Raw genomic sequence first — 24189 nt, forward strand, 5'->3', positions numbered from 1 at the left:
GCCCATTCTTGAACGCTGGTTCCCCTTTCCCGCCCCGGCCTGACGGCCGGCCCATCCTCCCCCGCAGAAGGGGGAGGGGATCCGCCGATAGCGCGCGACACGTGCCTCACGCGGCCCGGCCCCGCCGCCCCTCAACCAGCCACATGGCGAGCAGGGCCGCGGCCAGGGCCGCCAGGGCTGCGAGGCCGAGCGCCAGCGGGTAGACTTCGACGCCGCGGATGTTGGCGCTGTCGCTGGGCCGGAAGCCGATCCAGTCCGCGCCCGAGAGCCGTCCGCCGCGTACGACCGCGAGGCGCGGCACCTCGACGGCGCCCCCCGACCCGGCGACGCGGCGGATCGACCCCCCCGAACCGTCCGCCACCGGCTTCAGCCGCTCGGTGTCGCTGAATACGTCGGCGAGCTCGCGGGGGTTGGCCGGGCCGACACTCACGAATGCCACGAGGTTCCCGGACCGCAGGGTGTGCAGCCCGAGGCTCTCGGCGTCGAAGGTCGCGGTGAAGAGGCCCGGTTCCTGGGGCTTGAGCGTCAGGGTCGCCACTTTGCCGGTCGGCCCCGTGACGGTGACCGGCTCGGCCTGATCCGCCATGGTCTGGCGCTCGACCCGGACCTCGCGTCCGTGTCCGGTCATCTGGGCGCGCAGCGCTTCCTCTTCGAGGGCCGGCTCCTTCATTAGCCAGTGGCCGAGGCGGCGCAGCAGGTCGAGATAGGGGCCGCCCTCCTGGTAGCCCCGGGCCCAGAGCCAGGCATGGTCCGACAGCAGCAGAGCGACGCGGCCCTTGTCCTCGCGCGAGAGGGCAAGGAGCGGCAGCCCCTCTGCGCCCGACAGGATCGGCTGGATCCCGGGGCGGGTCCGGGCCTCGATGATCCGCAGCCAGTCGCCCCAGGCAGGCGGGTTCGCGTCCGAGCCCGGCAGGGCGCGGGTCACCGGGTGGCGCTGGCCGACCTGGGTCGGCGTCGCCTTGTAGGGCTTCTCGACCACCCGCCCGTCCGGATCGCCCGGCAGGATACCGGCGAGCCGGGTGCGGGCGAGGCTCGCCGGGCCGGCGAATTCGGGGCCGGCGGCGATGAGCAGGGCGCCGCCCTCCCGGACATAGCGGACGATGTTGTCGAAATAGGCCTGTGGCAGCACGCTCTGGTTGGCGTAGCGGTCGAAGATGATCAGGTCGAAATCCTTGATCTTCTGGACGAACAGCTCGCGCGTCGGGAAGGCGATCAGGGAGAGTTCGGAGATCGGCGTGCCGTCCTGCTTCTCCGGCGGGCGCAGGATGGTGAAGTGGACGAGGTCGACGTTGGCGTCGGATTTCAGCAGGTTGCGCCACGTCCGCTCGCCCTGGTGGGGCTCGCCGGAGACGAGGAGCACGCGCAGCTTCTCGCGGATGCCCTCGATCGGCAGCACCGCGCGGTTGTTGACGTTGGTCAGCTCGCCCGGCAGCGGCTCGACCTCGATCTCCACGACGTTCGGGCCGCCGTGCTCGATCCGGGTTGTCAGCGAGAACGGCTTGTCGGAGGCGACGTCCCGCCGGCCGATCTCCTCGCCGTCGCGCCGTATGGTGACGACCGCGTGGCCGGTGCCGCCGCGCTCCATGACCTCGGCGCGGATGGTCAGGTCCTTGCCGACGATGCCGAAGCGGGGCGCCTCCAGCAGCTTGATCTGCCGATCGCGCTCATCGGGATGGCCGGTGACGAGGACGTGCAGCGGCGCCTTGATGCCGAGCTGGGCCATCGCGGTCGGGATGTCGTGGACTACGCCGTCCGTGAGCATCACGATGCCGGCCAAGCGCTCAGGCGGCACGTCGGCGAGCGCCTGGCCCAACGCCGTGAACAGCTTGGTGCCGTCGTCGCCGTCCTTGGCGTCCGGCACGTCGATGAACCGGGTCTCGATGTTGGACAAGGCCCCGAAGCGGCGCTGCAATTCGGCCCTGACCGCATCGGTCATCTGCGGCCGGTCGCCGAGCGCCTGCGAGCCGGACCGGTCGACAACGATCGCCGCGATGTCCTTCACGGGCTCGCGGTCCTCGCGGACCAGGGCCGGGTTGGTCAGCGCCGCGAGCACCAAGGCCAGGACGACGACGCGCAGCAGGGCGGTGCGGCCCCGGGCCAGCACGGCGAACACCGCCAGGACGGCGACGATCACACCCAGCACGACAATGGCCGGCCAGGGCAGGAGGGGGGTGAAGCTGAGGCTCAGCATGGGGCACCACCGATCCCTCCCCCCTCTGCGGGGGAGGGTGGCCCGGCCGTCAGGCCGGGTCGGGAGAGGGGAGCGACGCTGCCGGAAGGGTCGCGACGGGCGTCAGATCCTGACCCGTCGCGCGGCCCCTCTTGCGGGACTTCGTCCCGGCCCGACCCCCTTCGGGGGCCACCCTCCCCCGCAGAGGGGGGAGGGGGAGCGGCGTCGCGCGCGGCATCACGAAAAAAACTCACTGCCCCAACCGCTCCAGCAACGCGGGCACGTGTACTTGATCCGCCTTGTAGTTGCCGGTGAGCGTGTACATCACGATGTTCACCCCACCCCGGAATGCCATCTCGCGCTGGCGCTGGTCGCCGCCCACCACCGGGTATAGCGGCTCGCCGCGACGCCCGACTGCCCAGGCGGCGGCGAGGTCGTTGCTGGTGATGACGATCGGGCTCACCCCGTCGCCGGCCCGGGCCGGGCGGCGCTCGGCACCCTCGGCGGCCGGCGGCAGGGCCTCGACCCAGGTCTGGCCGGTGGCGTAGCGGCCCGGAAAGCTGTCCACGAGGTAGAACGCCTTGGTGAGCACGTGGTCGAGCGGCACCGGCTCCAGCTCCGGCACTTCGAGCGTCGCCAGCATCGTGCGGAGATACGTCGCCTCGGGGGAGGGCGGCCCGCCCGGCCGGGCGGTCAGCGCATCGCGCGTGTCGAACAGGATGGTGCCGCCGTTGCGCATGAACGCGTCGATCTTGCGGATCGCGATCTCGGAGGGCTGCGGCCGGTTCGGCGCGATCGGCCAGTAGATCAGCGGGTAGAAGGCCAGTTCGTCCTTGGCGGGGTCGATGCCGGCTGGCTCGCCCGGCTCCAGGGCTGTTCGGGTAGCGAGCATCTGGGTCAGGCCGGTGAGGCCGGTGCGGCTGGCCTCGTCGACGGCGGCGTCGCCCGTGATCACGTAGGCGAGCCGCGTGACGAGGGCCGACTCGGTGCCGTTCGGCCGGTTGATCGCCGGCTCCTCAGCACGAACGGGCACGGCCGGCAGGGTCGCGAGCAGGACGACGCCCGCGAGCGCCAGCACAGCCGGGCGTCCGCGCAGGCGGGACACGAGGCCGCCGCGGCCCAGGAACCCGCCGAGCCAGAGGCCCGCCAGGGTGTCGAGGGCCAGCAGCAGCAGCGCCAGGGTGAACAGGCTCGGGCGCAGATCGACGGTTTCGGCCCCGGCGAGCGTGCCGAACCGGGCGCCATCGAGGGCGGCGGTATCGAGGGGCTTCAGCCGGTCGTCGGGCTTGAGGGCGTTCACGCTGATGCCTCCGTCCGGCGGGCCGTAGAAGCCCGGCGGATGCTCAAGGGTCGCCCGGTCGGCGTAATCGGCCGATACCGCCGTGGCCGAGGCCGGGGGTGAGCCCAGCGCCCCGAACCCGTCCAGCGTCACCCGCGGGGCGAGGACCGGGGCGGCCGCACGCGGTACTTCGCCCTGAGCCGGCGCCGCGGCGCCGGCCAGGGCGACCACCCGCCGGAGCATGTCGATGAACAGGCCGGAGAGCGGCAGGTTCGACCATGTCGTGTCGGCGGTGACGTGGAACAGCACGATCGTGCCCTGGCCACGCTTCTGCGCAGTGACGATCGGGGTACCGTCCTGGAGCGAGGCCCAGGTCCGGTTCGGCAGGTCGCCGTCGGGCTCGGCGAGGATCTGGCGGCGCACGCCGATATCGGCCGGCGGCGTCAGGCCGGCGAACGGGCTCTCGGGCGGGAACGGCGCGAGCGTCTTTGGGCTGTCCCAGGACAGGGTGCCGCCGAGCGTCCGGCCGCCCCGGCGCAGCCGCACCGGCACCAGCGGATCGCTGCCGGCCGCGAGGCGCGGGCCGGCGAAGCGCAGGAGCATCCCGCCCTCCCTCACGAAACTCTCGATCCGCGCGGTGGTCTTCTCATCCAGCGCCCCGACATCGGCCAGCACGAGGACCGAGACCTGATTGTCGAGGAGCTGGTTGATCGACTCCGCCGTGCCCTTGGCCCCGCGGGGCTCCTGCACGTCCGCGAACGGCTGGAGTGCCCGGGCGAGGTAGTAGGTGGGCGCCAGAAGGGGTTGGGCCTGATCCAGGGTGCCGCCGAACACGAGCCCGACCCGCCTCCGCTTGCCGCGCTCGTCCTGCAGCACAACGGCGCCGGCCGAGCGCTCGCCCGCGATTTCCAACCGGCTGATGCTGTTGCGCAGTTCCACCGGCAGCTCGAAGGTGGCCTCCGTTTCGGTGGCGTCGGCCGCGAAGGTGAAATCGCGTTCGGCGAGCGGCAAGCCCTTCTGGTCGAGTGCCCGGATCACGCCGGAATCGCGCCCGTTCGGAACCGCCCGCAGGGCATGGGTGACGAGCTTGCCCGCATTCTCCGTGGCGGTGAGGGCCAGGGCCGGCGGCCGGTCGGCCCGCAGCACGGTGAGCGCGGCGCCCTTGTCGCCGGCGAGGTCCACGAGCCCCTTGGCAAAGCGTGTATCCTCCGCCCCGGCGACGCCGTCGCTGATCCAGACGAGGCCGGCACCCCGGTTCTTGTCGAGGAAGGTCTCGATCGTGGCGAGATGCGCGTCGCGGGTGGGCAGGGTCGGGCGGGGCGCCAGGGCGCGCAATCGTTCCAGGGCCGCGGCCGGAGTCTTCGCCTCGAACGCCGCGGGGGCGTCAGCGAGCCCGATCACCGCCACCGGCCGGCCGTCGCGGGCGGCGCCCTCTACGGCGTCGGTGGCGACACGCAGCCGGTCGCGCCAGTCGTGGGCGGCGGGGAAGCCGTTATCGAGGAGCACGAGGAGCGCGCTGCGGCCGCCGCCAGCTCCGACGCCGGCATTCCAGACCGGGCCCGCCACCGCCAGAATCAGGGCGGCGGCGATCAGCAGGCGTAGGATCAGCAGCCAAGGCGGCGTGCGCGCAGGCGTCTGCCGCTGCGGGATCAGGTCGGCCACGAGCTTGAGCGGCGGGAAGTTGATCCGCCGCGGGCGCGGCGGGGTCACCCGCAGCAGGAACCACAGGGCTGGCAGGCCGATCAGGGCGGCAAGGGCGAGCGGGGCGGCGAAGGTCAGACCCAGCATGACGGCCTCACTCCGTGCCGCGGGCGGCGATCAGCGTGGCGAGGCGCAGGGCCGCCTCGCTCGCCGGCCGGTCCGTGCGGTGGATCGTCAGCGTCCAGCCCTGGCCGCGGGCGATGGCCGCCAACGCGGCCCGGTGCTCGGCGATCCGGGCGCGGTAGCGCGCCCCCCAGGCATCGGCATCGCCGATATCGAGGCTGAGGCTGCCTTCGAGATCGTGCAGCACGGCCTGACCGGTGAACGGGAAGGTCTCCTCGATCGGGTCCACCACCATCAGGAGATGGCCACGGCTACCACGGCCGGCGAGGTTCTGAACGGCGTTGGCGATCCGGCCCGGTTCGGTCAGGAAATCGCCGATCAGCACCACCTCGTCGAATCGGGCGGGGGTGGCCCGGGGCGGCAGGTCCTGTTTGAGGCCAGCTGCGTCAGCCACGAGGGCCTGGGCCAGGCGCTCGACGATGCCTCGCGACGCGCTGGCCCGGGTCAGCCCGAGCAGACCGACCCGCTCGCCGCCCTCCACGAAGGCGTCGGCGAGCGCCAGCCCGAGGATGAGCGCGCGCTCGACCTTGGGCGCCGAGGCCAGATCCGAAACGAAGCCCATGGAGGCCGAGCGGTCGATCCACAGCCAGATGTTGTGGGCCGCCTCCCATTCGCGCTCGCGCACGTAGAGCCGGTCGTCCCGGGCCGAGCGGCGCCAATCGACCCGCGCGGCTGCCTCGCCCGTGACGAAGGGACGGAACTGCCAGAAACTCTCGCCCGGACCAGCGCGGCGGCGGCCGTGGAGGCCGTGGGCCAGCAGGCTCGACACCCGACGTGCCTCCAGGACGAGCCGGGGCATCTTGTCCGACAGGGCGGTCGCGCCCTCGCTCTCGCGCCGGCCGGGGGTGCGCCTGCCCGCGTCGAGGGCGTTTGTCGCGACCATCGTCAGCGCAGCCCTTCGGCGCAGCTCAGCGCAGACGATGGCTCGAAGGTACGCATTTTCTTCATGTTAGCCGGCATCCACCCAACTCGAAAATGCTTCCGGATCAGATCTTCTCCGCGAGCTTGGCGATCAGGCCCTCGATGGTTTCGCCGTCTGCGCGGGCAGCGTAGCTCAGCGCCATCCGGTGCTTCAGCACGGGCTCGGCCAGGGCCTTCACATCGGCCACCGAGGGGGCGACCCGGCCTTCGATCAGCGCCCTGGCGCGGGCGGCGAGCGTCAGCGCCTGGCTGGCGCGGGGGCCTGGACCCCAGAGGAGCTTGTCCTTCACGATCGCGTTGCCGCTGTCCGGCCGGGCGGCGCGCACGAGGTCGAGGATCGCCTCCACCACGGCCTCACCCACCGGCAACCGGCGCACGAGGCGCTGGGCGGTCAGCAGCTGCTCGGTGGACATCACGACCCGCGGCCGCACTTCATCGATGCCGGTGGTCTCGATCAGGATCCGACGTTCGGCGGCGCGGTCGGGGTATCCGACGTCGATCTCCAGCAGGAACCGGTCGAGCTGCGCCTCGGGCAGCGGGTAGGTGCCCTCCTGTTCGATCGGGTTCTGGGTGGCGAGCACGTGGAACGGACGGGGCAGGTCGTGGCGGGCGCCGGCTACCGAGACGTGGCCCTCCTGCATCGCCTGAAGCAGGGCCGACTGTGTGCGCGGGCTCGCGCGGTTGATCTCGTCGGCCATCAGCAGCTGGGTGAAGACCGGCCCCTGCACGAACCGGAAGGCACGGCGGCGCTCGGCATCCTCCTCCAGGATCTCGGTCCCGAGGATGTCGGAGGGCATCAGGTCCGGGGTGAACTGCACGCGCCGCGCGTCGAGGCCGAGCACCGTGCCGAGCGTCTCCACCAGCTTGGTCTTGGCCAAGCCCGGCAGGCCGACGAGCAGGCCGTGCCCACCCGCCAGGATGGTCACGAGGGCGAGATCGACCACCTTCTCCTGCCCGAAGATCACCCCGTGGATCGCGTCCCGCGCCGCGCCGACATCGGCGAGGCAGCTCTCCGCCGTCGCCACAATGCCGTCGTCGAGGGTGGTGGCCGGGCTGATCCCCTGCGTCATGCCGCTATCCATCTCCTGCCCGGGCCTTCGGAAAGGCCCGCCGGTCAATCCCGTAAGTGTGGGGCTGATGATACCGGGCTGGCAAGGTCGGGATCGCCGCACGCCGATTCGGGGCGCCGAAGCGAGCCCCGGTCCGGCCCGCGGAAACGTGTTCCGGCGGGCCGCTGCGGCAGGGTCAGATCTTACCCTGGAGGCCCATCGTGTAGTATTTGTGCACGATCTTGTCCTGGTTCTCGAGGAGCCAGTCGATCGAGGGCTCGTTGGTCATCGCCTTGCGGATCGCCTCGGTCATGCCCTTGCGCTGGATCTCGAACAGCGCCTTGTGGTCGACCGTCTCGGCCTGGATCACGCCCGGGCTCAGCCACACCGAGCAGATGATGCCCAGGTCGTTGGCCTTCTCCTTCGGGATGTACCCGGCCCGCACCGCGTCGAGCACGCCGTTGGCGATGGCGAACTGCACCGTGCCCATCAGGATCGACGTGTACTTGCTCTCGGTCACGCTCACCTTGGAGACGCAGAGCGTCACCGGGCGGACCATGATGTCGGTGTTGAGCAGCGCGAAGACGCGGCTGTGGCCCACGACCTGATCGCCCGTCAGGGTTGCCAGGGCGGTGCCGACCGGTCCATCGAGTTCGCCGATGATGACCTCGGGCTCGGCGGCGGTGTTCGGCGGACCGCCCGCCACCAGGGCTTCGCCGGCGCGGAGGATGATGCGTTCACTCATTGCGGTAGGCTCCATCGTGTGCGGTCTGCGCCGGACGGGGCAGCGTCGCGCCTTTCCGCGGAGCGACCCCGGGCTTCCGCGGTCGCTCCGGTCGCGGATCGACCGGCGGGGCCGCGCGTGCCGCCGACGCCTGCCGTGAACGCGGCTCGTACACGAAGCGGGCGACCGCGGGATAGGGACGCGCGGGAATTTCCGGGGGCCGCCCCCTGAGCCCCGGGCGCGGCGACGTCACCAGTCCCGCGGCCGGGTCTTGGCGACCGGGTCTTGGCGGCCGGGTCTTGGCGTCGGCGACCCGGACCTTTAGGAAGGCGCCCAGGCCGGGGCGGTCCCGCCCGCGATCGCCGGACCGGCCGAACCCCCCTGATGTCTCTCGCGGATCGCGACGTGGGCAGCTGTTCGGGCTTCTCGCGTATCCGGACCCCACCATGCGCCTTCGCAATGTGTTCGCCGCCGGATTACCGGAAAAGGCCGGCCTCGCCGGGGCGGCGCAGTCCCTCGCGCGTCCGCTGACCCGCCGGCTCAAGCGCCGCCGCGGCGAACCCCGGCAGGCGGACCTGATCCAGGCGGTCAAGGCATCCGGCCTGTTCGATCCCACTTGGTACGCCCGGCGCTATCCAGACGTGGTCGGGGAGGGGATCGATCCGGCGGTGCATTACGCGGTCCATGGCGGCCGCGAGGGTCGCTGGCCGCACCCGCTGTTCCACGGCGACCTCTACCTCGATTCCGTGCCGGGGCTCCGGGCCGAGGGCATCAACCCGGTGCTCCACTACCGTGACCGCGGTGCCGAGGCGGGGATCCGCCCCAACCCGCTGTTCGATCCGGACTGGTACGCCGAACGCTATCTCGGCGGCGCAGAGCATCGCGGCCAAGCCTTCCTGCACTTCCTGGCCAACCCGGGCACCGACCCATCGCCGCTGTTCGACACGGCTTGGTACCTGTCCCGCTACCCGGATGCCCGGGCTGCCGGCGGCAACGCCCTCGCTCACTATTACGAGGCGGGCCGGAAACAGGGCTACCTGCGCAATCCGGAGGAGTTCGCAGGGTTGTCGCGGCACGTGGACCTGATCCGCCGCTCCGGGATCTTCGACGCGGAATTCTACCGCGCGCGCTGCCCCGAGGCCGAGACCAGCGGGCTCGAGCCCCTGGAGCACTACGTCATGGCGGGCGGCTATCGCCGCTATGCGCCCCATCCGCTGTTCGACCCCGATTGGTACGCGGCCCAATCCGCCGCCGTGCGGGCCGACGCCCTCAATCCCCTGGTCCATTTCTTGGAGCATGGTGCCGCCGAGGGGCTGGATCCCGGCCCCTGGTTCGACACGCGCTGGTACGCCGAGACCTACCTCGCCGACGACGATGTCGCGCAGAACCCGCTGGTGCACTTCCTCGCGGACGGGGGACGCAGCACCAGCCCGTCGCCGCGCTTCGACGCGCCATGGTATCTCGCCCGCTACCCGAAGGTCGCGGCCCTCGGGCTCAACCCGCTCGTCGATTACGTGCTGACCGGCCTGGAGGCGGGGCGGCTCACCCGCCGCGTTCCCGGAAGCGCGGTGCCGGAGGCGTCCGACGCCCGCTTGTCCTGCCTCAAGCGGGAGCCGCGCCGGCACAGCCGCACGGCCCTGTTCATCACCCATTGCCCGGAGGGCCGGATCCGCGGCCACGTCGAGCCCTACTTGAAGGCCTTCGCGGAGAACGGGGCCGATATCGTCCTGATCATCGCCGCCGACCAGCGGAAGAACGCCGTGCCGCAGGCGATCCTGGATCTCTGCACTTCGGTCTATCTGCGCGAGAACAAGGGCTTCGATTTCGCCGCCTGGGCGCATGTCCTGCTGGAGGACGTCGATCTCCTCGACTCGGAGACGCTGTATCTGGCCAACGACAGCCTCGTCGGTCCCCTCGACGGGAACGATTTCGCCGCGCTGCTCACGAAGATCGATGCGTTCCCGGAGGCGGTAATCGGGCTCGCCGACAACTTCTACTATAGTCACCACCTGCAGAGCTTCTTCCTGGCCCTGAAGCGGCGCTGCCTGTCGTCGTACGCGTTCAACCACTTCCTCCTGTCGGTGGCGAACTGGCCGGACAAGAACTCGGTGATCACCGAGTACGAATTGACCTTCTCGCAGCGGATGCGGGCCGCGGGGCTCGGGATGCGCAGCCTGTTCTCGGCGCAGAACAAGCACATGTCGCTGGTCAACGATCCGCGCAACAACCGCACCCTGTTCGACTGGGAGAACATGCTCAGCCAGGGCTTCCCGTTCGTGAAGCGCTCGCTTCTGGGCGAGCATGCCGCGATCGGCGGAACGGCGGTGCGGGAGGCGATTGCGGAACGCGGCTTCGACCTCGACCGGCTCGACGTAACCTACACGTATCCCGGCGCCAGGATCTGGGCGGACCTGCGCGAACCCGAGGCGCCGGAGCGGCCGCTGCGCGTGTCGTTCATCTCGCCGATGAACTACGCCAACGGCCTCGGTGTCGCGGCCCGCAGCTACGCCCGCGCGCTTCACCGCGCGCCGTTCGCTCTGAACATCCATCCGATGGCGCGGCCGTTCCACGTCCACGCCCGGGTGGCGCCGGCTTGGCAGGCCCGGACCTTCTCGGGACCGTCGGATGTCGCTCTGGTGCATTTCAACGGCGACAGCTGGCACTCGCTCATGAGCGACGCACAGCAGGCGACAGCCGCGCAGGCGCATTTGAAGATCGGGCTGTTCGTCTGGGAGACCTCCCACGTGCCGGGCGGCTGGTTGCCGACCGTCGACGGGCTCGACGCGATCTGGGCGCCCACCGAGTTCTGCGCGGCGATCTTCCGGCAGATCACCGACATTCCGGTCGATGTCGTGCCCTACGTGGTCGAGAACGAGGCCGGCGAGCCGGCGAGCGCCGCCGCGAAGGCGAATCTGCGCAAGGCTTTCGCGATCGACCCGTCCAAGCGGGTGATCCTCTATGCCTTCGACGGGTCGAGCTACCTCGCCCGTAAGAATCCGCACGCGCTGATCCGGGCGTTCCGGGCGGCCGGTCTCGGGCAGGCCGGCTGGCAGCTCGTGCTCAAGACCAAGCACGTCTTCGACCTGCCCGAGGAGGGCAAGAAGCTGCTCGACCTCGTCGGCACCTCGGGCGATGTCGTGGTGATCGACCAGCCGCTCTCGCAGAACGAGCTCGGCGCCCTGTTCGACCTCTGCGCGGTCTACGCCTCGTCGCATTCCTCGGAGGGCTTCGGCCTGACGATCGCCGAGGCGATGGAGATGGGCAAGGTCGTGGTCGCCACCGATTACGGCGGCTGCCGCGACTTCCTCGACGCCACCTGCGGCTTCCCCGTGAAGGCCGAGGTCACCGCCCTGGACCAGACCTACGGCCCCTACCTGCGCGGTGCCGAGTGGGGACAGGTGGACGAGGCCGACCTCGCCCGTGCCCTGACCGATGCGGCCCGGGCAGTGACGGGCGGAGACGCGGCTCGGATCGGTGCCGCTGCCCGGGCACGCATCCGCGAGCGGCTGTCCACCGCCGCGGTGGCGGCCGCCATGGAGGCGAGCCTGTCTCGCCTCCGCGCCGAACGGTCCTGATTCCCCGGAGACGCGACCTGTGTTGAAGAAGAAGCCGGTCCCGGCCCCGTCGGCCTCCTGGGGGGCGCTCGCGTGGCCGGACGCGATCCTGCCGCTGCCCCTCGACGCGCAGTTCCGCCCCCTCGACGAGCGCCGGCTCGGCCAGATCGCCGCCCGGCAGCTGCCGTCCTGCCGGGCCGTGTTCGTCGCCCCGGCGGCCTCGGAGCTGCGCCCGGACCTCGTCGCGCAGCTCACGCGTACCCTGGCCGAGCGGCCCGATATCGGCATCTTCTACGGCGACGACGCCGTGGTGGACGGCACCGGACAAGTCCGCAGCGTCCATTGCAAGCCGGCCTTCAACCCGGCTCTGCTGATGGCCGACGATTACATCGGCTTTCCGCTGCTGATCCGTATTGCGGCCTTCGCGGGCCTGGTCCCGGATTTCCGTCAGCGCTACCCGAGTGTCGCGTGGTTCCGGTACCTGCTCGGTGCGATCTCCGCCGGCATCGGGATCGATCGGATCCCCGAGACCCTGATCGCCTCGCCGCTGGAGCGCCCGAAGGCGACGCGCACGGCCCGCGCTCACGCCCTCGATCGCTGGTTCGAGACGACGGGCGTCCCGCTGCGCACGAGTCCCGGGCTGACGCCGGACACGCTGGAGATCCGCCGGACGCTCGATCCGCGCCCGACCGTCACCCTCGTGGTTCCGACCAACCAGAGCCGCCCGAAGGACGATCAGGGCCGCCCCGTGGAGGGCGCCAAGCCGCACGTGATCAACCTGCTCGACAGCCTTGGCCGCAGCACCTATCCGGCCGACCGGATCCGGGTGCTGATCGGCGACGACGTGGCCGACGATGCGATCTATCGCGGCCGCTCCGACCGCTTCGCCCTGACCCGCATGCTGACGACCCGGGCACCGGGAGAGCGGTTCAACTATGCCGCCAAGATGAACACTCTCTGGCGGGCCGCCGAGACCGACATCGTCATCTTGATGAACGACGACCTCGTGGTGCGCCGGCCCGGCTGGATCGAGGCACTGCTGACCTTCGCGCTCGACCGGGGTGTCGGCGGCGTCGGCGGCCGGCTTTTGTTTCCGAATAGCAAGATCCAGCATGCCGGCATGACCGGCGGCATCTTCGACGTGTTCGCCCATCCCTGGTACAACCGGGATGCTGCGGAGCCCACCTATGGCGACTGGGCGTTGACCCAGCGCGACTGCTCGGCGGTGACCGGCGCCCTCTTCGCGACCCGCAAGGCCGTGCTCGACGCCGTGAATGGTTTCGACGAGGATTTCGCCCTCGACTTCAACGACGTCGATCTGTGCCTGAAGATGCGCCAGCTCGGCTACCGCATCGTCTACACGCCGTTCGCCGAGATGGCACACCACGAGAGCGCGTCGCGCCAGACCAGCTTCGCCCCGGGCTCGCAGACCGCGCGCTTCCTGCGCCGCTGGCACGACGTACTGGCGGAGGATCCCACCTACTCGCCGCAACTGCGCACCGATACCGACGTGGTCGCCCCCCGGGCCGACGCGACACGCTGGATCACGGAGCGGCGGCGGGAGGGCTGATTGCGGTTCCGCTTCCCCGCAAGCGGGGCGAGGGAAGTGTCGCGGTTTTTCAAACCCCGATGTTTGAATATCGTCGCTGGCACGGGAGAGGAGGCCGGTCGCGCTCCGCCGCCAGCGTCGTCCTCGCGCGCCGGATAATTTCGATCGGGTGGAAGTCAGATCGACGCCAGATTCGATGAAGCAAGACCAGCAAATGGGCCGGCTCCGCGAGTAAAACTCCTTATAAAGCCACTCTCATGACCCGTGGAGTAGACGACGGTGCTGTCGCCGATTCAACGGGCACTGCGCCTCGCGTTCCGGCGCTGGTCGAGGCGTCGCTGCGCTGGATGCGCCGGGCCCGCACGCTGGTCGTCGGCTGAGAAACAGGGCGCCCACTACAGGGCCTCCCCGCGCATCAGCCGGGGCCGCGATCCACGCGCGGCGGCAGCCTCGCCGATGAAGAAGCGCTTGAGCCCCGGCAGCCGGTCCACGAGCCCGAGGCCGAGATCCCGGGCGAGCCGCAGCGGCAGCGCATCGTTCGAGAACAGGCGGTTCAGCCCGTCGGTCGCCGCCGCCATGGCGAAGCTGTCGAAACGCCGGGCGCGCTCGTAATCGCGCAGGACATCGGGGCCGCCGGGATCGAGGCCGAGGCGCAGCGCACCGGTCACCGCCTCGGCGAGGGAGGCGGCATCCGCCAAGCCGAGGTTGAGTCCCTGGCCGGCGATCGGGTGGATCACGTGGGCGGCATCGCCCAGCAGGGCGAGGCGCGGCGCGTAAAAACTCCGGGCGAGGCCGAAGGCCAGGGGGTGCCGGCTCGGCCCATGCTCCAGGGCGAGCGTCCCGAGATCGAGGGTGAAGCGGCGCTCGATCTCGGCCAGCACCTCGTCGGGCTCACCGGACAGCAGGGCGTCGGCCGCGTCGGCGCGCTCGGTCCAGACGATCGAGGAGCGATGGCCCAGGGCTCCGCCGTCCCGCAACGGCAGGATCGCGAACGGGCCCGCGGGCAGGAAATGCTCGAAGGCTCGCCCCCCGTGTGGTTGGGCGTGGCCGATGGTCGCCACGATGCCGACCTGCGGATAGGACCAGCCGACCCAGCCGATCCGGGCCGCCTCCCGCAGGCGCGAGCGTGCGCCGTCGGCGGCGACCAGGAGATCACCGCGCACCTGCACGCCCGTGGTCAGCTCCGCACGGATCGCCGGGCCCTCGGGCGTCGCGCGCATCACGCCGGCCAAGACGAAGGCGACGCCGGCCTCCCGGCAGGCCTGCCCCAAGGCCTCGGCCAGGGGCTCGGCCTCCACCATGTGAGCGAAGGGCTCGCCGTCGACCCGATCGTCCTCCGCCTCCTGGTCGAACGCGCGGCCGAAGGTCAGGAAGACCGGGCGCACCGGATCGGCGAGGCGGCTGTCGCTGATCACCATCGCGGTGATGGGCTCGGCCCCCTCCGAGAGCCGGTTCCAGACACCGAGGCGGTTCAGCATCCGTCGCGCCCCTGCCGCCACCGCGTAGGCCCGGCCGCGATGGCGCGCCGGGTCGGCGCCGGAGGGATCGATCACCGTCACGGCGAGTGCGGCTCCATGGGCCTGCTTGAGCGCGAGCGCCAGGGCGAGGCTGGGCAGGCCGCCCCCGGCGATCAGGAGGCGGCGGCTACCGGGGCGGGGCGTCTCGGCCGTCATCGTGGCGGATCTCCGGTGTGACTCCCGCGCGGGAGACGTTGGCTTGGTCGGTTCGATAGGCCTATGTCGCACGCGGGCAACGAACGGAAACCCCGCGCGCCATGACGGACGCCAATACCGACGCGATGACCGACGCCGTCGCCGAACTGATCGCCATCCTCGACCTCGAACGCCTGGAGGTCGACCTGTTCCGCGGGCAGAACCCGAAGACCGGCTGGCGGCGGGTCTTCGGCGGACAGGTGGTGGCCCAGGCGCTGGTCGCCGCCACCCGCACCGTGCCGGACGATCGTCCGGTCCATTCCCTGCACGCCTACTTCATGCTGCCGGGCGATCCCCGCACGCCCATCGTGTACGAGGTCGAGCGGATCCGGGACGGGCGCAGCTTCACCACCCGACGGGTCAAGGCGATCCAGCACGGGCGGGCGATCTTCGCCACGACGGTCTCGTATCAGGTCGCGGAAGAGGGCCTCGTGCACCAGCCGGCGATGCCGGACGTGGCCGGTCCGGACGGGCTTCTCGACGGCAAGGCGCTGGCGGCAGCCGGCTGCAGCGGCATGCCGGAAGCCATTGCCGCGTACTTCGGCCGCGAGCGGCCGATCGCCCTGCGTCCGGTCGACCTGAACCGCTACATTGCCGCCGAGAAGGGCGGCCGGCCACCCGAGCCGGTCTTCAACGTCTGGCTGCGGGCTGCCGCGACCCTGCCGGACGATCCGGCTCTCCACCGGGCGGTGCTGGCCTACGCCTCCGACATGACCCTGCTCGACGTCTCACTGATCCCGCACGAGCGCTCGGTGTTCGATCCGGCCATCCAGGCCGCGAGCCTCGATCACGCGCTCTGGTTTCACCGTCCCGTAAAGATCGATGACTGGCTGCTCTACGCCCAGGACAGCCCTGTCGCCGGCGGCGCCCGCGGTTTCGCCCGCGGGCAGATCTTCGACCGCGTCGGCAACCTCGTTGCCTCCGTGGCGCAAGAAGGACTTATCCGGCTGAAGCGGGATTAAAACGCGTTCCCGCGCGTGCGTTGCGGATTTGCCACTCACGGAAGTGCTGCTTGTTGAGCAGATTGCCGCATTTGAAGGCACGTCCGTCCCAGTAAGTGCACGTCGCATGGTCGTGGTCGATCAATCCGTGGGCAGATGACAGGTCGTGGAAAAGGTTCCCGGTTAAGCTTAACTGGCACAGTCCTTGAATAGCGGCGTTCGACCGCGGGCCATCCCGAGCCCGCGGGCGACCCCGCCGGGTCGCCTGCGGATTGGGTGACGGCAACGGTTCCCAGGCATTTCCAAGGGGGCGTCGCCCATGAAGATCGTGATGGCCATCATCAAGCCGTTCAAGCTGGAGGAGGTGCGCGACGCGCTCACCGGAATCGGCGTGCACGGCCTGACGGTGACGGAGGTGAAGGGGTATGGCCGGCAGAAGGGCCACACCGAGATCTACCGCGGCGCGGAATACGCGGTGAGCTTCCTGCCCAAGCTGAAGATCGAGGTCGCCGTTGCCTCGGACCTGACGTCGAGCGTCATCGACGCCATCGCGGGGGCGGCCCGCACCGGCCAGATCGGTGATGGCAAGATCTTCGTGATGCCGCTCGAAAAGGCCGTGCGCATCCGGACCGGCGAGACCGACGCCGACGCGCTCTGATCCGTGGCCCGGCGCGCCCGGGCCCGCAGAGTCCAGACTTTCTGAAACGATACGAATTTGAGACCGGGAGCCAGGTGCCCATGAAACTTCGTCACGCCCTCATGCTCGGTTTGGGAGGGGCGGCCATCGCCGCCATCCTGATCGAGCCGTCGCTTGCACAGACGCCGACGCCGGAAGCCGCCTCGCCGCCGCCGTCCCCGATCCCCAACAAGGGCGACACCGCCTGGATGTTGATCTCCTCGGCCCTCGTGCTGATGATGGCGGTGCCGGGCCTCGCACTGTTCTACGGCGGCCTGGTGCGCACCAAGAACATGCTCTCGGTGCTGACCCAGGTCTTCGCAATCGTGTCGATCGTCGGCCTGCTGTGGGTGTTCTATGGCTACAGCCTCGCCTTCACCAACGGCGGCGGTATCAACGACTTCGTTGGCGGCTTCTCGAAGGCCTTCCTCAAGGGGATCGACGCCAACTCCACCGTGGCGACCTTCTCCAACGGCGTCGTGATCCCCGAATACGTCTATCTGTGCTTCCAGATGACCTTCGCGATGATCACCCCCGCGCTGATCGTTGGCGCCTTCGCGGAGCGGATGAAGTTCTCCGCCCTGGTGGTGTTCACGATCCTCTGGGTCACGCTCATTTACTTCCCGATGGCCCACATGGTCTGGTACTGGGGCGGCCCGGATGCGGTCGGCAACGCCGCGAAGGCGCTCGCTGCCGCAACGGACGACGCGTCGAAGGCCACCGCTCAGGCGGCGCTGGACGCGGTCAACAAAGATGCCGGCTTCCTGTTCCAGAAGGGCGCCCTCGACTTCGCCGGCGGCACCGTGGTGCACATCAACGCCGGCATCGCGGGCTTCGTCGGCTGCCTGATCATGGGTAAGCGCATCGGCTACGGCCGCGACCTGCTCGCCCCGCACTCGCTGACCATGACCATGATCGGCGCCTCGCTGCTGTGGGTCGGCTGGTTCGGCTTCAACGCCGGCTCGAACCTCGAGTCCAACGGCACGGCGGCGCTGGCCATGCTGAACACCTTCGTGGCGACCTGCGGCGCCGCCGTGGCGTGGCTGTTCGCCGAGTGGGCACTCAAAGGCAAGCCGTCTCTGCTGGGCATGCTCTCGGGCGCGATCGCCGGCCTCGTGGCCGTCACCCCGGCCTCCGGCTTTGCCGGCCCGATGGGCTCGATCGTGCTTGGCCTCGTCGCCGGCGTGGTCTGCTTCGTGATGTGCTCGACGGTGAAGAACGCGCTCGGCTACGACGACTCGCTCGACGTGTTCGGCGTGCACTGCATCGGCGGCATCCTGGGCGCGCTGGCGACCGGCATCCTGGTCGATCCGAACCTCGGCGGCGTCGGCATCCCCGACTACACCTCCAAGCCGGGCGAGCTGGCGGTCGGTGCCTACGACATGATGGGCCAGCTCATCATCCAGGCTGAAGCGGTCGGCCTGACCCTGCTGTGGTCGGGCCTCGGCTCGGCGATCCTCTACAAGCTCGTCGACCTGACGATCGGCCTGCGGGTGACCCAGGAAGAGGAGCGCGAGGGCCTCGACATCGCCGATCACGGCGAGCGCGCCTACAACTACTGAGACGTGTGGCGCGGCCCTGCGGGTCCGCGCCTCCGGAATGCGAAAACCCCGGCTCTGCGTGGGCCGGGGTTTTTCTTTGGCGATTTGGCCGCTGGGGTCGGCTCGCCTCAGAAGGATTTGGGCAAACCGGCCTGCTTCAACACGGCGTTGGCCGTGTGGCGGGATTTGATGCTGGAATCGACGACGACCTTTCGGCCAGTCTCGTTATGGGGCCAGATCTCGTGATCACCCCGGCCACTGCGAAAGAAGCGATACCCCTGAGCCTGCAGGAGCTTCTTGAGCGGCGGTGTGAAGTCGGGCACGCGGCTCCCACGCGCAGCCGATCATGCGCGTAGGCGATGAGATCGACCTCGATGCCTTCGCTCTGATCGTCTTCGAGAAGATCCTGGATCATCCCGGGGAGCTTCCGCCGCAACGCTTCGAGCGAAGGCGCCTCTGTCGCGAGCCCTGGAACATCGCTGTCCGAGACGTACCAGACGGCTGCGTCCGCATCCCAGGCGCAGCGAACAACGGCGTGGCGGCTCATCGCGGAACTCCGAGGCTTGTATCGAGACATCGCGCGATCCCGTCATTGGGGTAAGGCTGCATCGCCTCGCCCTCAGAGGAGAGGTGCGGCCCCGCTCACGCCGCCCGGGTCAGCGCCGCCTTCTCCTCCGCAAAAGCCCAGTCGAGCCAGGGCGTCAGCGTCTCTAGATCCGACGTCTCCACCGTGGCGCCGCACCAGATCCGCAGGCCCGCTGGGGCGTCGCGGTAGGCTCCGATGTCGAGGGCGACGCCCTCCCGCTCCAGTCGCTCGACGATCCCCGCCGCGATGGCCGAGACCGCCGCATCGCCCCGGGCGAGCACGTCCGGATCGGCGATCACGAGGCAGACGCCCGTGTTCGAGTAGGTCGCCGGATCGACCGCCAGCGGCGCGATCCAGGGGGTGCGCGCCACCCAATCGTAGATCGCCTTGGCGTTGGCGTCCGCCCGCGCGTGCAGCGCCGAGAGACCACCGATCCCCTCGGCCCAGGTGAGCGTATCGAGGTAATCCTCCACCGCCAGCATGGAGGGCGTATTGATCGTGTCGCCCTTGAAGATGCCCTCGATCAGCTTTCCGTCCTTGGTCAGGCGGAACACCTTCGGCAGCGGCCAGGACGGGGTGTGGCTCTCCAGGCGGGCCACGGCGCGTGGCGACAGGATCAGCATGCCGTGCGCGGCCTCGCCGCCCATCACCTTCTGCCAGGAGAAGGTCACGACATCGAGCTTGTCCCAGGTCAGCGGCTGCGCGAAGGCCGCCGAGGTGGCGTCGCAGATCGTCAGGCCCTCGCGGTCGGCGGCGATCCAGTCCCCGTTCGGCACCTTCACGCCGGCCGCGGTGCCGTTCCAGGTGAAGACGACGTCGCTGTGCCGGGTATCGATCGCCGCGAGGTCGGGCAGCACGCCGTAGGGCGTCTGGTGGATGCGTGGCGCGATCTTGAGCTGCTTCAGCGCGTCCGTGACCCACTCCTTGCCGAAAGCTTCCCAGGCCGCGACCTCGACGGGCCTTGGCCCGAGCATCGTCCACATCGCCATCTCGACGGCGCCGGTGTCCGAGGCCGGCACGATGCCGATCCGATAGTCGGCGGGCACCTGAAGGACGGAGCGCGTCAGGTCGATCGCCCGGGCGAGCTTGGCCTTGCCAATCGGCGACCGGTGCGACCGGCCGAGCGCGGCGTCGGCCAGGACGGCCGGGGTCCAGCCCGGACGCTTGGCGCAGGGGCCGGAGGAGAAATGGGGCACGCGCGGGCGCTGCGTGGGGCGGGTGGTCATCGCGAATCCATCCTGGCAGAGGGGCATTCCTCGCAGGGAGGAGGTCCCGAACTCGCGCATGCGCCGAAACCCGGCGTCTGGCAAGCGTCGGCCAGCGTTGCGATCCCCACGGGGTGGCCCCGGGCGGGACAGGCAGTCCGGGAGCGCGGAACAGTCGATTAAGTCTGACCCGTTAGGCTTAATGCTGTGCCGCGTAGCGTTTGAGGTACATCGATGTCTATGCACAGCGCCGCGATAGTGGCGATCTGGTCCGCTCTGCTTGTGGTTATTGGAGCCTTAACGGCCCACATCGCGCTCCCGTATCGCCTGCGACGTCCGATGCCGCAGACGCTGCAGATCGATCCGTTGGATTACGACCGGGACGGTCCTGTGATCGATCTTGAGGCGGCCTGACCCGCGCCGTCGAGGTCCGGCCGCCGCTCTGCGGTGAGGCGCTCGGCCTGTTCCCGCCGCCAGCGGGCGATGGCGGCGTGGTTGCCGCCGGAGAGCACGTCGGGGATCGCGCGGCCCTCCCAGTCCCGAGGCCGCGTGTAGTGCGGGTATTCGAGGAGTCCGCCCTCGAAGCTTTCCTCGATACCGGATTGCACCTTGCCCATCACGCCGGGCAGGAGCCGCACGCAGGCGTCGAGCACCACCAGGGCGGCGATCTCGCCCCCTGAGAGCACGTAATCGCCGATCGAGACCTCCTCCAGGCCGCGTCCGGCGATCACCCGCTCGTCCACGCCCTCGAACCGGCCGCAGACGATCAGCGCGCCAGGGCCTTCCGCGAGGGTGCGCACCCGCGCCTGGGTCAGCGGCCGGCCGCGGGGGGACATCAGCAGGCGTGGGCGCGGGTCGTCGGGCGGGCTCGCGGCGTCAATGGCGGCGGCCAGGACATCGCAGCGCAGCACCATGCCGGCGCCGCCCCCGGCCGGGGTATCGTCCACCGCCCGGTGGCGGCCGAGCCCGTGCTCGCGGATGTTGCGCGCCTCCAGGCTCCAAGTGCCGCGGGTCAGAGCATCACCCGAAAGCGAGATGCCCAGCGGGCCTGGGAACATCTCCGGGTATAGGGTGAGGATCGTGGCCCGCCAGGGCGTGTCCGTGTGCGTCATGGCGCTTGATCGCGCGCCGGGTGCGGCACGGTCAACGCCACCGGCACCAATCCGGCCCGCGGGCTGTTACCGGCCATGATCCGGATCCCGACCCTCATCCCCACCGTGTTGGCCGTCGTCCTCGCCGGGCCGGTCTGCGCGGCCGAGCCGCTGGCGCCTGCGGGTGCTCCGGCCGACGCCTTCCCGAAGCCTGACCGGCCGGTGGCCGAGATCGTCGCGCCGCGCTGGTCCTCGGAAGCCGCGCGCGACAAGGCCGGCGAGTTCGCCGAGGTCGCCCGGGGCATGGGCTTCGCCCCGGGTGAGACGGTGGCGGATATCGGGGCGGGCAGCGGCTACGACGTGGTCCGGCTAAGCCCACTGGTCGGCCCGGGCGGCCGGGTGCTCGCCGAGGATGTCACGCCGGATTACCTCGCCGCCCTGGAAACGCGTGTGAAGGGCCTCGCCAACGTGACCGTCGTGCGGGGCGAGCCGCATGATCCGCGCCTGCCTCCAGCCTCCGTGGATGCCGCGATCCTCGTGCACATGTACCACGAGATCACCCAGCCCTTCGGCCTGCTCTACAATCTCGCCGCGGCGATGCGCCCGGGCGGTCGCGTCGGCATCGTCGACGCCGACGATATCCCGTCCCGCCACGGCACTCCTCCGGCGCTCCTGCGCTGCGAACTCACCGCCGCTGGGTATCGCGAGACCGGGTTCCATCCGTTGAAGGATGGCGCCTACCTCGCGGTGTTTGCGGCGCCCCCGGCCGACCAGCGACCGTCACCGGAGACGATCCGGCCCTGCCGGGACGGGGCGACGCGGCGGTAGCGGCTGCCGGGGGATCGCTGTCTTGGGACGCGTACGGCGCAGGCCTTCACGCTTTCTCAGCCCAAGGTTGTCAGCATCGCGGCCCCGTCGCCCATGATGCAGGCCGCCGCATGCTCCTCGGACTCTGGCTCGACCAACCCCTCTGGGCGATCTTCGCGGTGCTGGCCCTGCTGTTCGGCGTCCTCGGCGTGATCCTGTACGGGCTCTCGCACCTGCGCCGCACGCGTCCGATGATGCGCCGCCTCGGTGCCGGCATGGTGCCCACCTACTTCACCGCGCTCGCGACCCTGCTCGCCCTATTGACCGGCTTCGTGGCCAACGATGCCTGGGAGCGTGAGCGCGCGGCCTCCCGCGCCCTCCAGGCCGAGCGCGCCGACGCCCTGGCGCTCTACGATCTCAGCCTCGCCTCGGCCTCCGACATGCGCAACATCCGGTCGGCGCTGGCGGCCTATCTCGACGCGGTGATCGAGCGGGAATGGCCACGGATGAGCGAGGGCGGCTACGCCCCGGAAGCCGGGGCCGGGTTGCGGCGGCTCTTGGAGACGGTGTCCGATCCGAAGATCACAACGGAGGCGGGCGCGCCGACCCATGCTGCCCTTCTCAGCGCCGCCATGGCTCTGCGGGGTGACCGCGGCGAACGGCTGGCGCTGAGCCAGACCGCGAGCGACGGCACCAAGTGGCTTACCCTGCTGATCCTGGCGGCGCTCACCCTGGTGGCCCTGGGGCTCGTCCACACGGAGCACCCGGCCGCCCAGGCGACGGTGCTGACGACCTTCTCGTTGGCGATGGTCACCACCCTCGGCCTGATCGCCCTGCACGAGCGCCCCTTCGACGGGCCGCTGGCGATGAGCGCAGAGCCGCTGGTGATCGCCCGGGCCGCCGTGGTGGCGCCGGCGCCCTGAGCAGGGTCCGCGGGAGTGGCTGCCGGTTTTTCGACGGAACACCTGCTGCGAGATCAGCCCGGATCGTCGGTCGGCTTCTCGCCCGGCGGCGCGAACAGATCGTCCGGCGCCACCACGGTGACGCGGCGTTGCGCCACGTCGAGCACCGGCACGAATGCCTTGGTGAAGGGGAGGAGCGCCGTCGCGCCGCCGTTCGGCGGGCGCAATTCCAGAAGGTCGCCGCCGCCGTAATTCGGGACGGCCACGATTGTCCCGATGACTGTGCCGGCTTCGTCCAAAGCCGTGGCGCCGATCAGATCGGCGGCATAGACCTCGTCCTCGTCCTCGGGGGCGCTCAGGCGATCGCGCGGAATGAACAGGGCGACGCGATTCAGCGCCTCGGCCGCAGTCCGGCCGGAAACACCCGTCACCCGGGCAATCAGCATGTCGGGGGATGTGCCGGGGGCGATGCGCACCTCGGCGAGCGTCAGGCTGCGCCCGTCCGCGGTCAGCAGAGCGCCATAGCTGGCGATCGCCCGCGGCTCGGCCGTGTAGGATTTGAGGCGGACCTCACCGGTGAGCCCATGTGCCCGCCCGAACTCGCCCAACAGGACGAGGTTCGAATCATCAGGCGGGGCGGCCGGCTTCGGGGCCGGCGCCTTGGGCGAAGTCGCGGCGTCGAGCGCAATCGCGCCGATCGCCGCGTTTACGCGGCTCCGGCGGCCGCCGTCGCGGGGGGAGGGACCTGCGGGGCGGCGCGCCATGGTGAAGCGCCTTACGCCGCAGCGTCCTCGGCGGGTGCGGCGGCCTTCTCGGCACGCTTGGCGGCGCGCTCCTTGGCCTTCTCGCCCGGCTCCGCCTTTTGCGGGTTGTTGCGCGTCGGGCGCTTGGCAAGGCCGGCCTGATCGAGGAAGCGCAGGACCCGGTCGGTCGGCTGCGCGCCCTTGGCGAGCCAGCTCTGGATCTTCTCGTTGTCGAGCACGATGCGGGCCGGATCGTCCTTGGCCTTCATCGGGTCGTAGGCGCCGACCTTGTCGATGAAGCGGCCATCGCGCGGGGCGCGGGCGTCGGCGACGACGATGCGGTAGTAGGGGCGCTTCTTGGCGCCGCCGCGGGTGAGACGGATCTTGAGGGCCATGGTCTGACTACTTTCGCTGTTGTTCGATCTGGGATTCGTGGTCCGCCTTGATCGATTGGTGGTGCCGGATGACTTCCTTGACCACGAAGGCCAGAAACTTCTCGGCGAAATCGGGGTCGAGATTGGCATCGACCGCGAGTTTGCGGAGCCGGGCGACCTGACGGGCCTCCCGGTCCGGATCGGAAGGGGGGATCCCCTTTCGGGCCTTGAGCTCGCCGACCCGCTGCGTGCAGCGGAAGCGCTCCGCGAGAAGATGGATGAGCGCGGCATCGAAGTTGTCGATGCTGTCGCGCAGGCGCGCGAGTTCGGGATCGACGGCTTGCGCCGCGAGCACGTTCATTTCTTCTTCCCCGGCATGAACCCACCGAGACCCGGCAGCTTCGGACCGCCCAGGCCCGGAAGCCCCGGCATCTTGGGCATGCCGCCCCCGCCGAGGCCCGGCGGCATCGGCGGCAGCTTGCCGCCGAACTGCTTCTCGATCTGGGCGATCTGCTCCGGCGTCGGCTCCGGCATGCCGGGG

Annotated in this window: 19 protein-coding genes and 2 pseudogenes; 7 read left to right on the top strand and 14 right to left on the bottom strand. The window is 70.3% G+C overall.

Annotated elements, in window-relative coordinates; translation table 11 throughout:
- Positions 1 to 106 precede the first annotated feature (106 nt).
- The 5 genes from OXS49_RS24770 to OXS49_RS24790 all read right to left on the bottom strand — a co-directional run bounded on the left by OXS49_RS24770 (position 107) and on the right by OXS49_RS24790 (position 7988).
- The gene (locus OXS49_RS24770) at positions 107 to 2191 is read right to left on the bottom strand and encodes a hypothetical protein (RefSeq protein ID WP_267427324.1); all 2085 of its coding nucleotides are present in this window, start codon (positions 2189 to 2191) and stop codon (positions 107 to 109) included.
- 229 nt (positions 2192 to 2420) lie between these two features.
- Positions 2421 to 5237 carry a DUF4159 domain-containing protein gene (locus tag OXS49_RS24775; RefSeq protein ID WP_267427325.1) on the bottom strand — a complete coding sequence of 939 codons (2817 nt, stop codon included), beginning with the start codon at positions 5235 to 5237 and terminating at the stop codon, positions 2421 to 2423.
- 7 nt (positions 5238 to 5244) lie between these two features.
- Positions 5245 to 6156, bottom strand: a complete 912-nt coding sequence (locus tag OXS49_RS24780) for a DUF58 domain-containing protein (RefSeq protein WP_267427326.1) — start codon at positions 6154 to 6156, stop codon at positions 5245 to 5247.
- Positions 6157 to 6259: 103 nt separating this feature from the next.
- On the bottom strand, positions 6260 to 7264 hold the full coding sequence (locus OXS49_RS24785) for a MoxR family ATPase (RefSeq protein WP_267427327.1): 1005 nt from the start codon (positions 7262 to 7264) through the stop codon (positions 6260 to 6262).
- A gap of 175 nt (positions 7265 to 7439) precedes the next feature.
- A complete protein-coding gene (locus tag OXS49_RS24790; protein WP_243922707.1) occupies positions 7440 to 7988 on the bottom strand; it encodes a formaldehyde-activating enzyme in 549 nt (182 codons plus the stop codon).
- A gap of 425 nt (positions 7989 to 8413) precedes the next feature.
- Between OXS49_RS24790 and OXS49_RS24795 the strand changes: the two genes are divergently transcribed.
- Together OXS49_RS24795 and OXS49_RS24800 are read left to right on the top strand one after the other, a co-directional pair.
- On the top strand, positions 8414 to 11542 hold the full coding sequence (locus OXS49_RS24795; protein ID WP_267427328.1) for a rhamnan synthesis F family protein: 3129 nt from the start codon (positions 8414 to 8416) through the stop codon (positions 11540 to 11542).
- 19 nt (positions 11543 to 11561) lie between these two features.
- Positions 11562 to 13091 (top strand): glycosyltransferase, encoded by a 1530-nt coding sequence (locus OXS49_RS24800; RefSeq protein WP_267427329.1) that lies wholly within the window; start codon positions 11562 to 11564, stop codon positions 13089 to 13091.
- A 374-nt stretch (positions 13092 to 13465) separates the two neighbouring features.
- On the opposite strand, the gene OXS49_RS24805 is transcribed toward OXS49_RS24800, so the two are convergent.
- Positions 13466 to 14743, bottom strand: coding sequence for an FAD-dependent monooxygenase (locus OXS49_RS24805; RefSeq protein ID WP_267427330.1), 1278 nt, complete (start codon positions 14741 to 14743; stop codon positions 13466 to 13468).
- Between the two features lie 101 nt (positions 14744 to 14844).
- Here OXS49_RS24805 and tesB point away from each other — a divergent pair, with 101 nt between their 5' ends.
- The 3 genes from tesB (at position 14845) to OXS49_RS24820 (ending at position 17961) form a co-directional block, all read left to right on the top strand.
- Positions 14845 to 15744, top strand: coding sequence for an acyl-CoA thioesterase II (gene tesB, locus OXS49_RS24810; protein ID WP_267427331.1), 900 nt, complete (start codon positions 14845 to 14847; stop codon positions 15742 to 15744).
- 298 nt (positions 15745 to 16042) lie between these two features.
- Entirely contained in the window at positions 16043 to 16381 is a 339-nt protein-coding gene (locus tag OXS49_RS24815; protein WP_010683623.1) for a P-II family nitrogen regulator, read from the top strand.
- 80 nt (positions 16382 to 16461) lie between these two features.
- The gene (locus tag OXS49_RS24820; protein WP_267427332.1) at positions 16462 to 17961 is read left to right on the top strand and encodes an ammonium transporter; all 1500 of its coding nucleotides are present in this window, start codon (positions 16462 to 16464) and stop codon (positions 17959 to 17961) included.
- A 107-nt stretch (positions 17962 to 18068) separates the two neighbouring features.
- Here OXS49_RS24820 and OXS49_RS24825 read toward each other — a convergent pair whose 3' ends face one another.
- From OXS49_RS24825 to trmD, 4 genes and pseudogenes are all read right to left on the bottom strand, one after another.
- Complete coding sequence (locus OXS49_RS24825; protein ID WP_267427333.1) at positions 18069 to 18263, bottom strand: type II toxin-antitoxin system HicA family toxin; 195 nt, start codon at positions 18261 to 18263, stop codon at positions 18069 to 18071.
- A gap of 56 nt (positions 18264 to 18319) precedes the next feature.
- Positions 18320 to 18517, bottom strand: a pseudogene (locus OXS49_RS24830) (DUF1902 domain-containing protein); the annotation flags it as partial.
- Between the two features lie 65 nt (positions 18518 to 18582).
- Entirely contained in the window at positions 18583 to 19752 is a 1170-nt protein-coding gene (locus tag OXS49_RS24835) for a phosphoserine transaminase (protein WP_267427334.1), read from the bottom strand.
- Positions 19753 to 20102: 350 nt separating this feature from the next.
- Positions 20103 to 20843, bottom strand: coding sequence for a tRNA (guanosine(37)-N1)-methyltransferase TrmD (trmD, locus tag OXS49_RS24840; RefSeq protein ID WP_244007440.1), 741 nt, complete (start codon positions 20841 to 20843; stop codon positions 20103 to 20105).
- Positions 20844 to 20918: 75 nt separating this feature from the next.
- On the opposite strand from trmD, the gene OXS49_RS24845 reads away from it, so the two are divergent.
- The gene (locus tag OXS49_RS24845) at positions 20919 to 21650 is read left to right on the top strand and encodes a methyltransferase domain-containing protein (protein WP_267427335.1); all 732 of its coding nucleotides are present in this window, start codon (positions 20919 to 20921) and stop codon (positions 21648 to 21650) included.
- Between the two features lie 110 nt (positions 21651 to 21760).
- Positions 21761 to 22552 (top strand): DUF4239 domain-containing protein, encoded by a 792-nt coding sequence (locus OXS49_RS24850; RefSeq protein WP_267427336.1) that lies wholly within the window; start codon positions 21761 to 21763, stop codon positions 22550 to 22552.
- Between the two features lie 53 nt (positions 22553 to 22605).
- Here the strand turns inward: OXS49_RS24850 and rimM are convergent, their stop codons facing one another.
- The 4 genes and pseudogenes from rimM to OXS49_RS24870 all read right to left on the bottom strand — a co-directional run.
- Complete coding sequence (gene rimM, locus OXS49_RS24855) at positions 22606 to 23295, bottom strand: ribosome maturation factor RimM (protein ID WP_267427337.1); 690 nt, start codon at positions 23293 to 23295, stop codon at positions 22606 to 22608.
- Between the two features lie 11 nt (positions 23296 to 23306).
- Complete coding sequence (gene rpsP, locus OXS49_RS24860) at positions 23307 to 23669, bottom strand: 30S ribosomal protein S16 (protein WP_020092607.1); 363 nt, start codon at positions 23667 to 23669, stop codon at positions 23307 to 23309.
- Positions 23670 to 23676: 7 nt separating this feature from the next.
- Complete coding sequence (locus OXS49_RS24865; RefSeq protein ID WP_244007434.1) at positions 23677 to 24009, bottom strand: chorismate mutase; 333 nt, start codon at positions 24007 to 24009, stop codon at positions 23677 to 23679.
- A pseudogene (locus OXS49_RS24870) lies at positions 24006 to 24189 on the bottom strand (signal recognition particle protein); the annotation flags it as partial. The gene OXS49_RS24865 and the pseudogene OXS49_RS24870, both read right to left, overlap by 4 nt.

This window comes from Methylobacterium sp. GC_Met_2 (genome assembly GCF_026540795.1).
In the GTDB taxonomy this organism is placed as follows: Bacteria; Pseudomonadota; Alphaproteobacteria; order Rhizobiales; family Beijerinckiaceae; genus Methylobacterium.

Coding starts and splice junctions, on each gene's coding strand:
- OXS49_RS24770 (WP_267427324.1), bottom strand. CDS start 2,191: ATGCTGAGCCTCAGCTTCACCCCCCTCCTGCCCTGGCCGGCCATTGTC.
- OXS49_RS24775 (WP_267427325.1), bottom strand. CDS start 5,237: ATGCTGGGTCTGACCTTCGCCGCCCCGCTCGCCCTTGCCGCCCTGATC.
- OXS49_RS24780 (WP_267427326.1), bottom strand. CDS start 6,156: ATGGTCGCGACAAACGCCCTCGACGCGGGCAGGCGCACCCCCGGCCGG.
- OXS49_RS24785 (WP_267427327.1), bottom strand. CDS start 7,264: ATGACGCAGGGGATCAGCCCGGCCACCACCCTCGACGACGGCATTGTG.
- OXS49_RS24790 (WP_243922707.1), bottom strand. CDS start 7,988: ATGAGTGAACGCATCATCCTCCGCGCCGGCGAAGCCCTGGTGGCGGGC.
- OXS49_RS24795 (WP_267427328.1), top strand. CDS start 8,414: ATGCGCCTTCGCAATGTGTTCGCCGCCGGATTACCGGAAAAGGCCGGC.
- OXS49_RS24805 (WP_267427330.1), bottom strand. CDS start 14,743: ATGACGGCCGAGACGCCCCGCCCCGGTAGCCGCCGCCTCCTGATCGCC.
- tesB (WP_267427331.1), top strand. CDS start 14,845: ATGACGGACGCCAATACCGACGCGATGACCGACGCCGTCGCCGAACTG.
- OXS49_RS24815 (WP_010683623.1), top strand. CDS start 16,043: ATGAAGATCGTGATGGCCATCATCAAGCCGTTCAAGCTGGAGGAGGTG.
- OXS49_RS24820 (WP_267427332.1), top strand. CDS start 16,462: ATGAAACTTCGTCACGCCCTCATGCTCGGTTTGGGAGGGGCGGCCATC.
- OXS49_RS24835 (WP_267427334.1), bottom strand. CDS start 19,752: ATGACCACCCGCCCCACGCAGCGCCCGCGCGTGCCCCATTTCTCCTCC.
- trmD (WP_244007440.1), bottom strand. CDS start 20,843: ATGACGCACACGGACACGCCCTGGCGGGCCACGATCCTCACCCTATAC.
- OXS49_RS24845 (WP_267427335.1), top strand. CDS start 20,919: ATGATCCGGATCCCGACCCTCATCCCCACCGTGTTGGCCGTCGTCCTC.
- OXS49_RS24850 (WP_267427336.1), top strand. CDS start 21,761: ATGCTCCTCGGACTCTGGCTCGACCAACCCCTCTGGGCGATCTTCGCG.
- rimM (WP_267427337.1), bottom strand. CDS start 23,295: ATGGCGCGCCGCCCCGCAGGTCCCTCCCCCCGCGACGGCGGCCGCCGG.
- rpsP (WP_020092607.1), bottom strand. CDS start 23,669: ATGGCCCTCAAGATCCGTCTCACCCGCGGCGGCGCCAAGAAGCGCCCC.
- OXS49_RS24865 (WP_244007434.1), bottom strand. CDS start 24,009: ATGAACGTGCTCGCGGCGCAAGCCGTCGATCCCGAACTCGCGCGCCTG.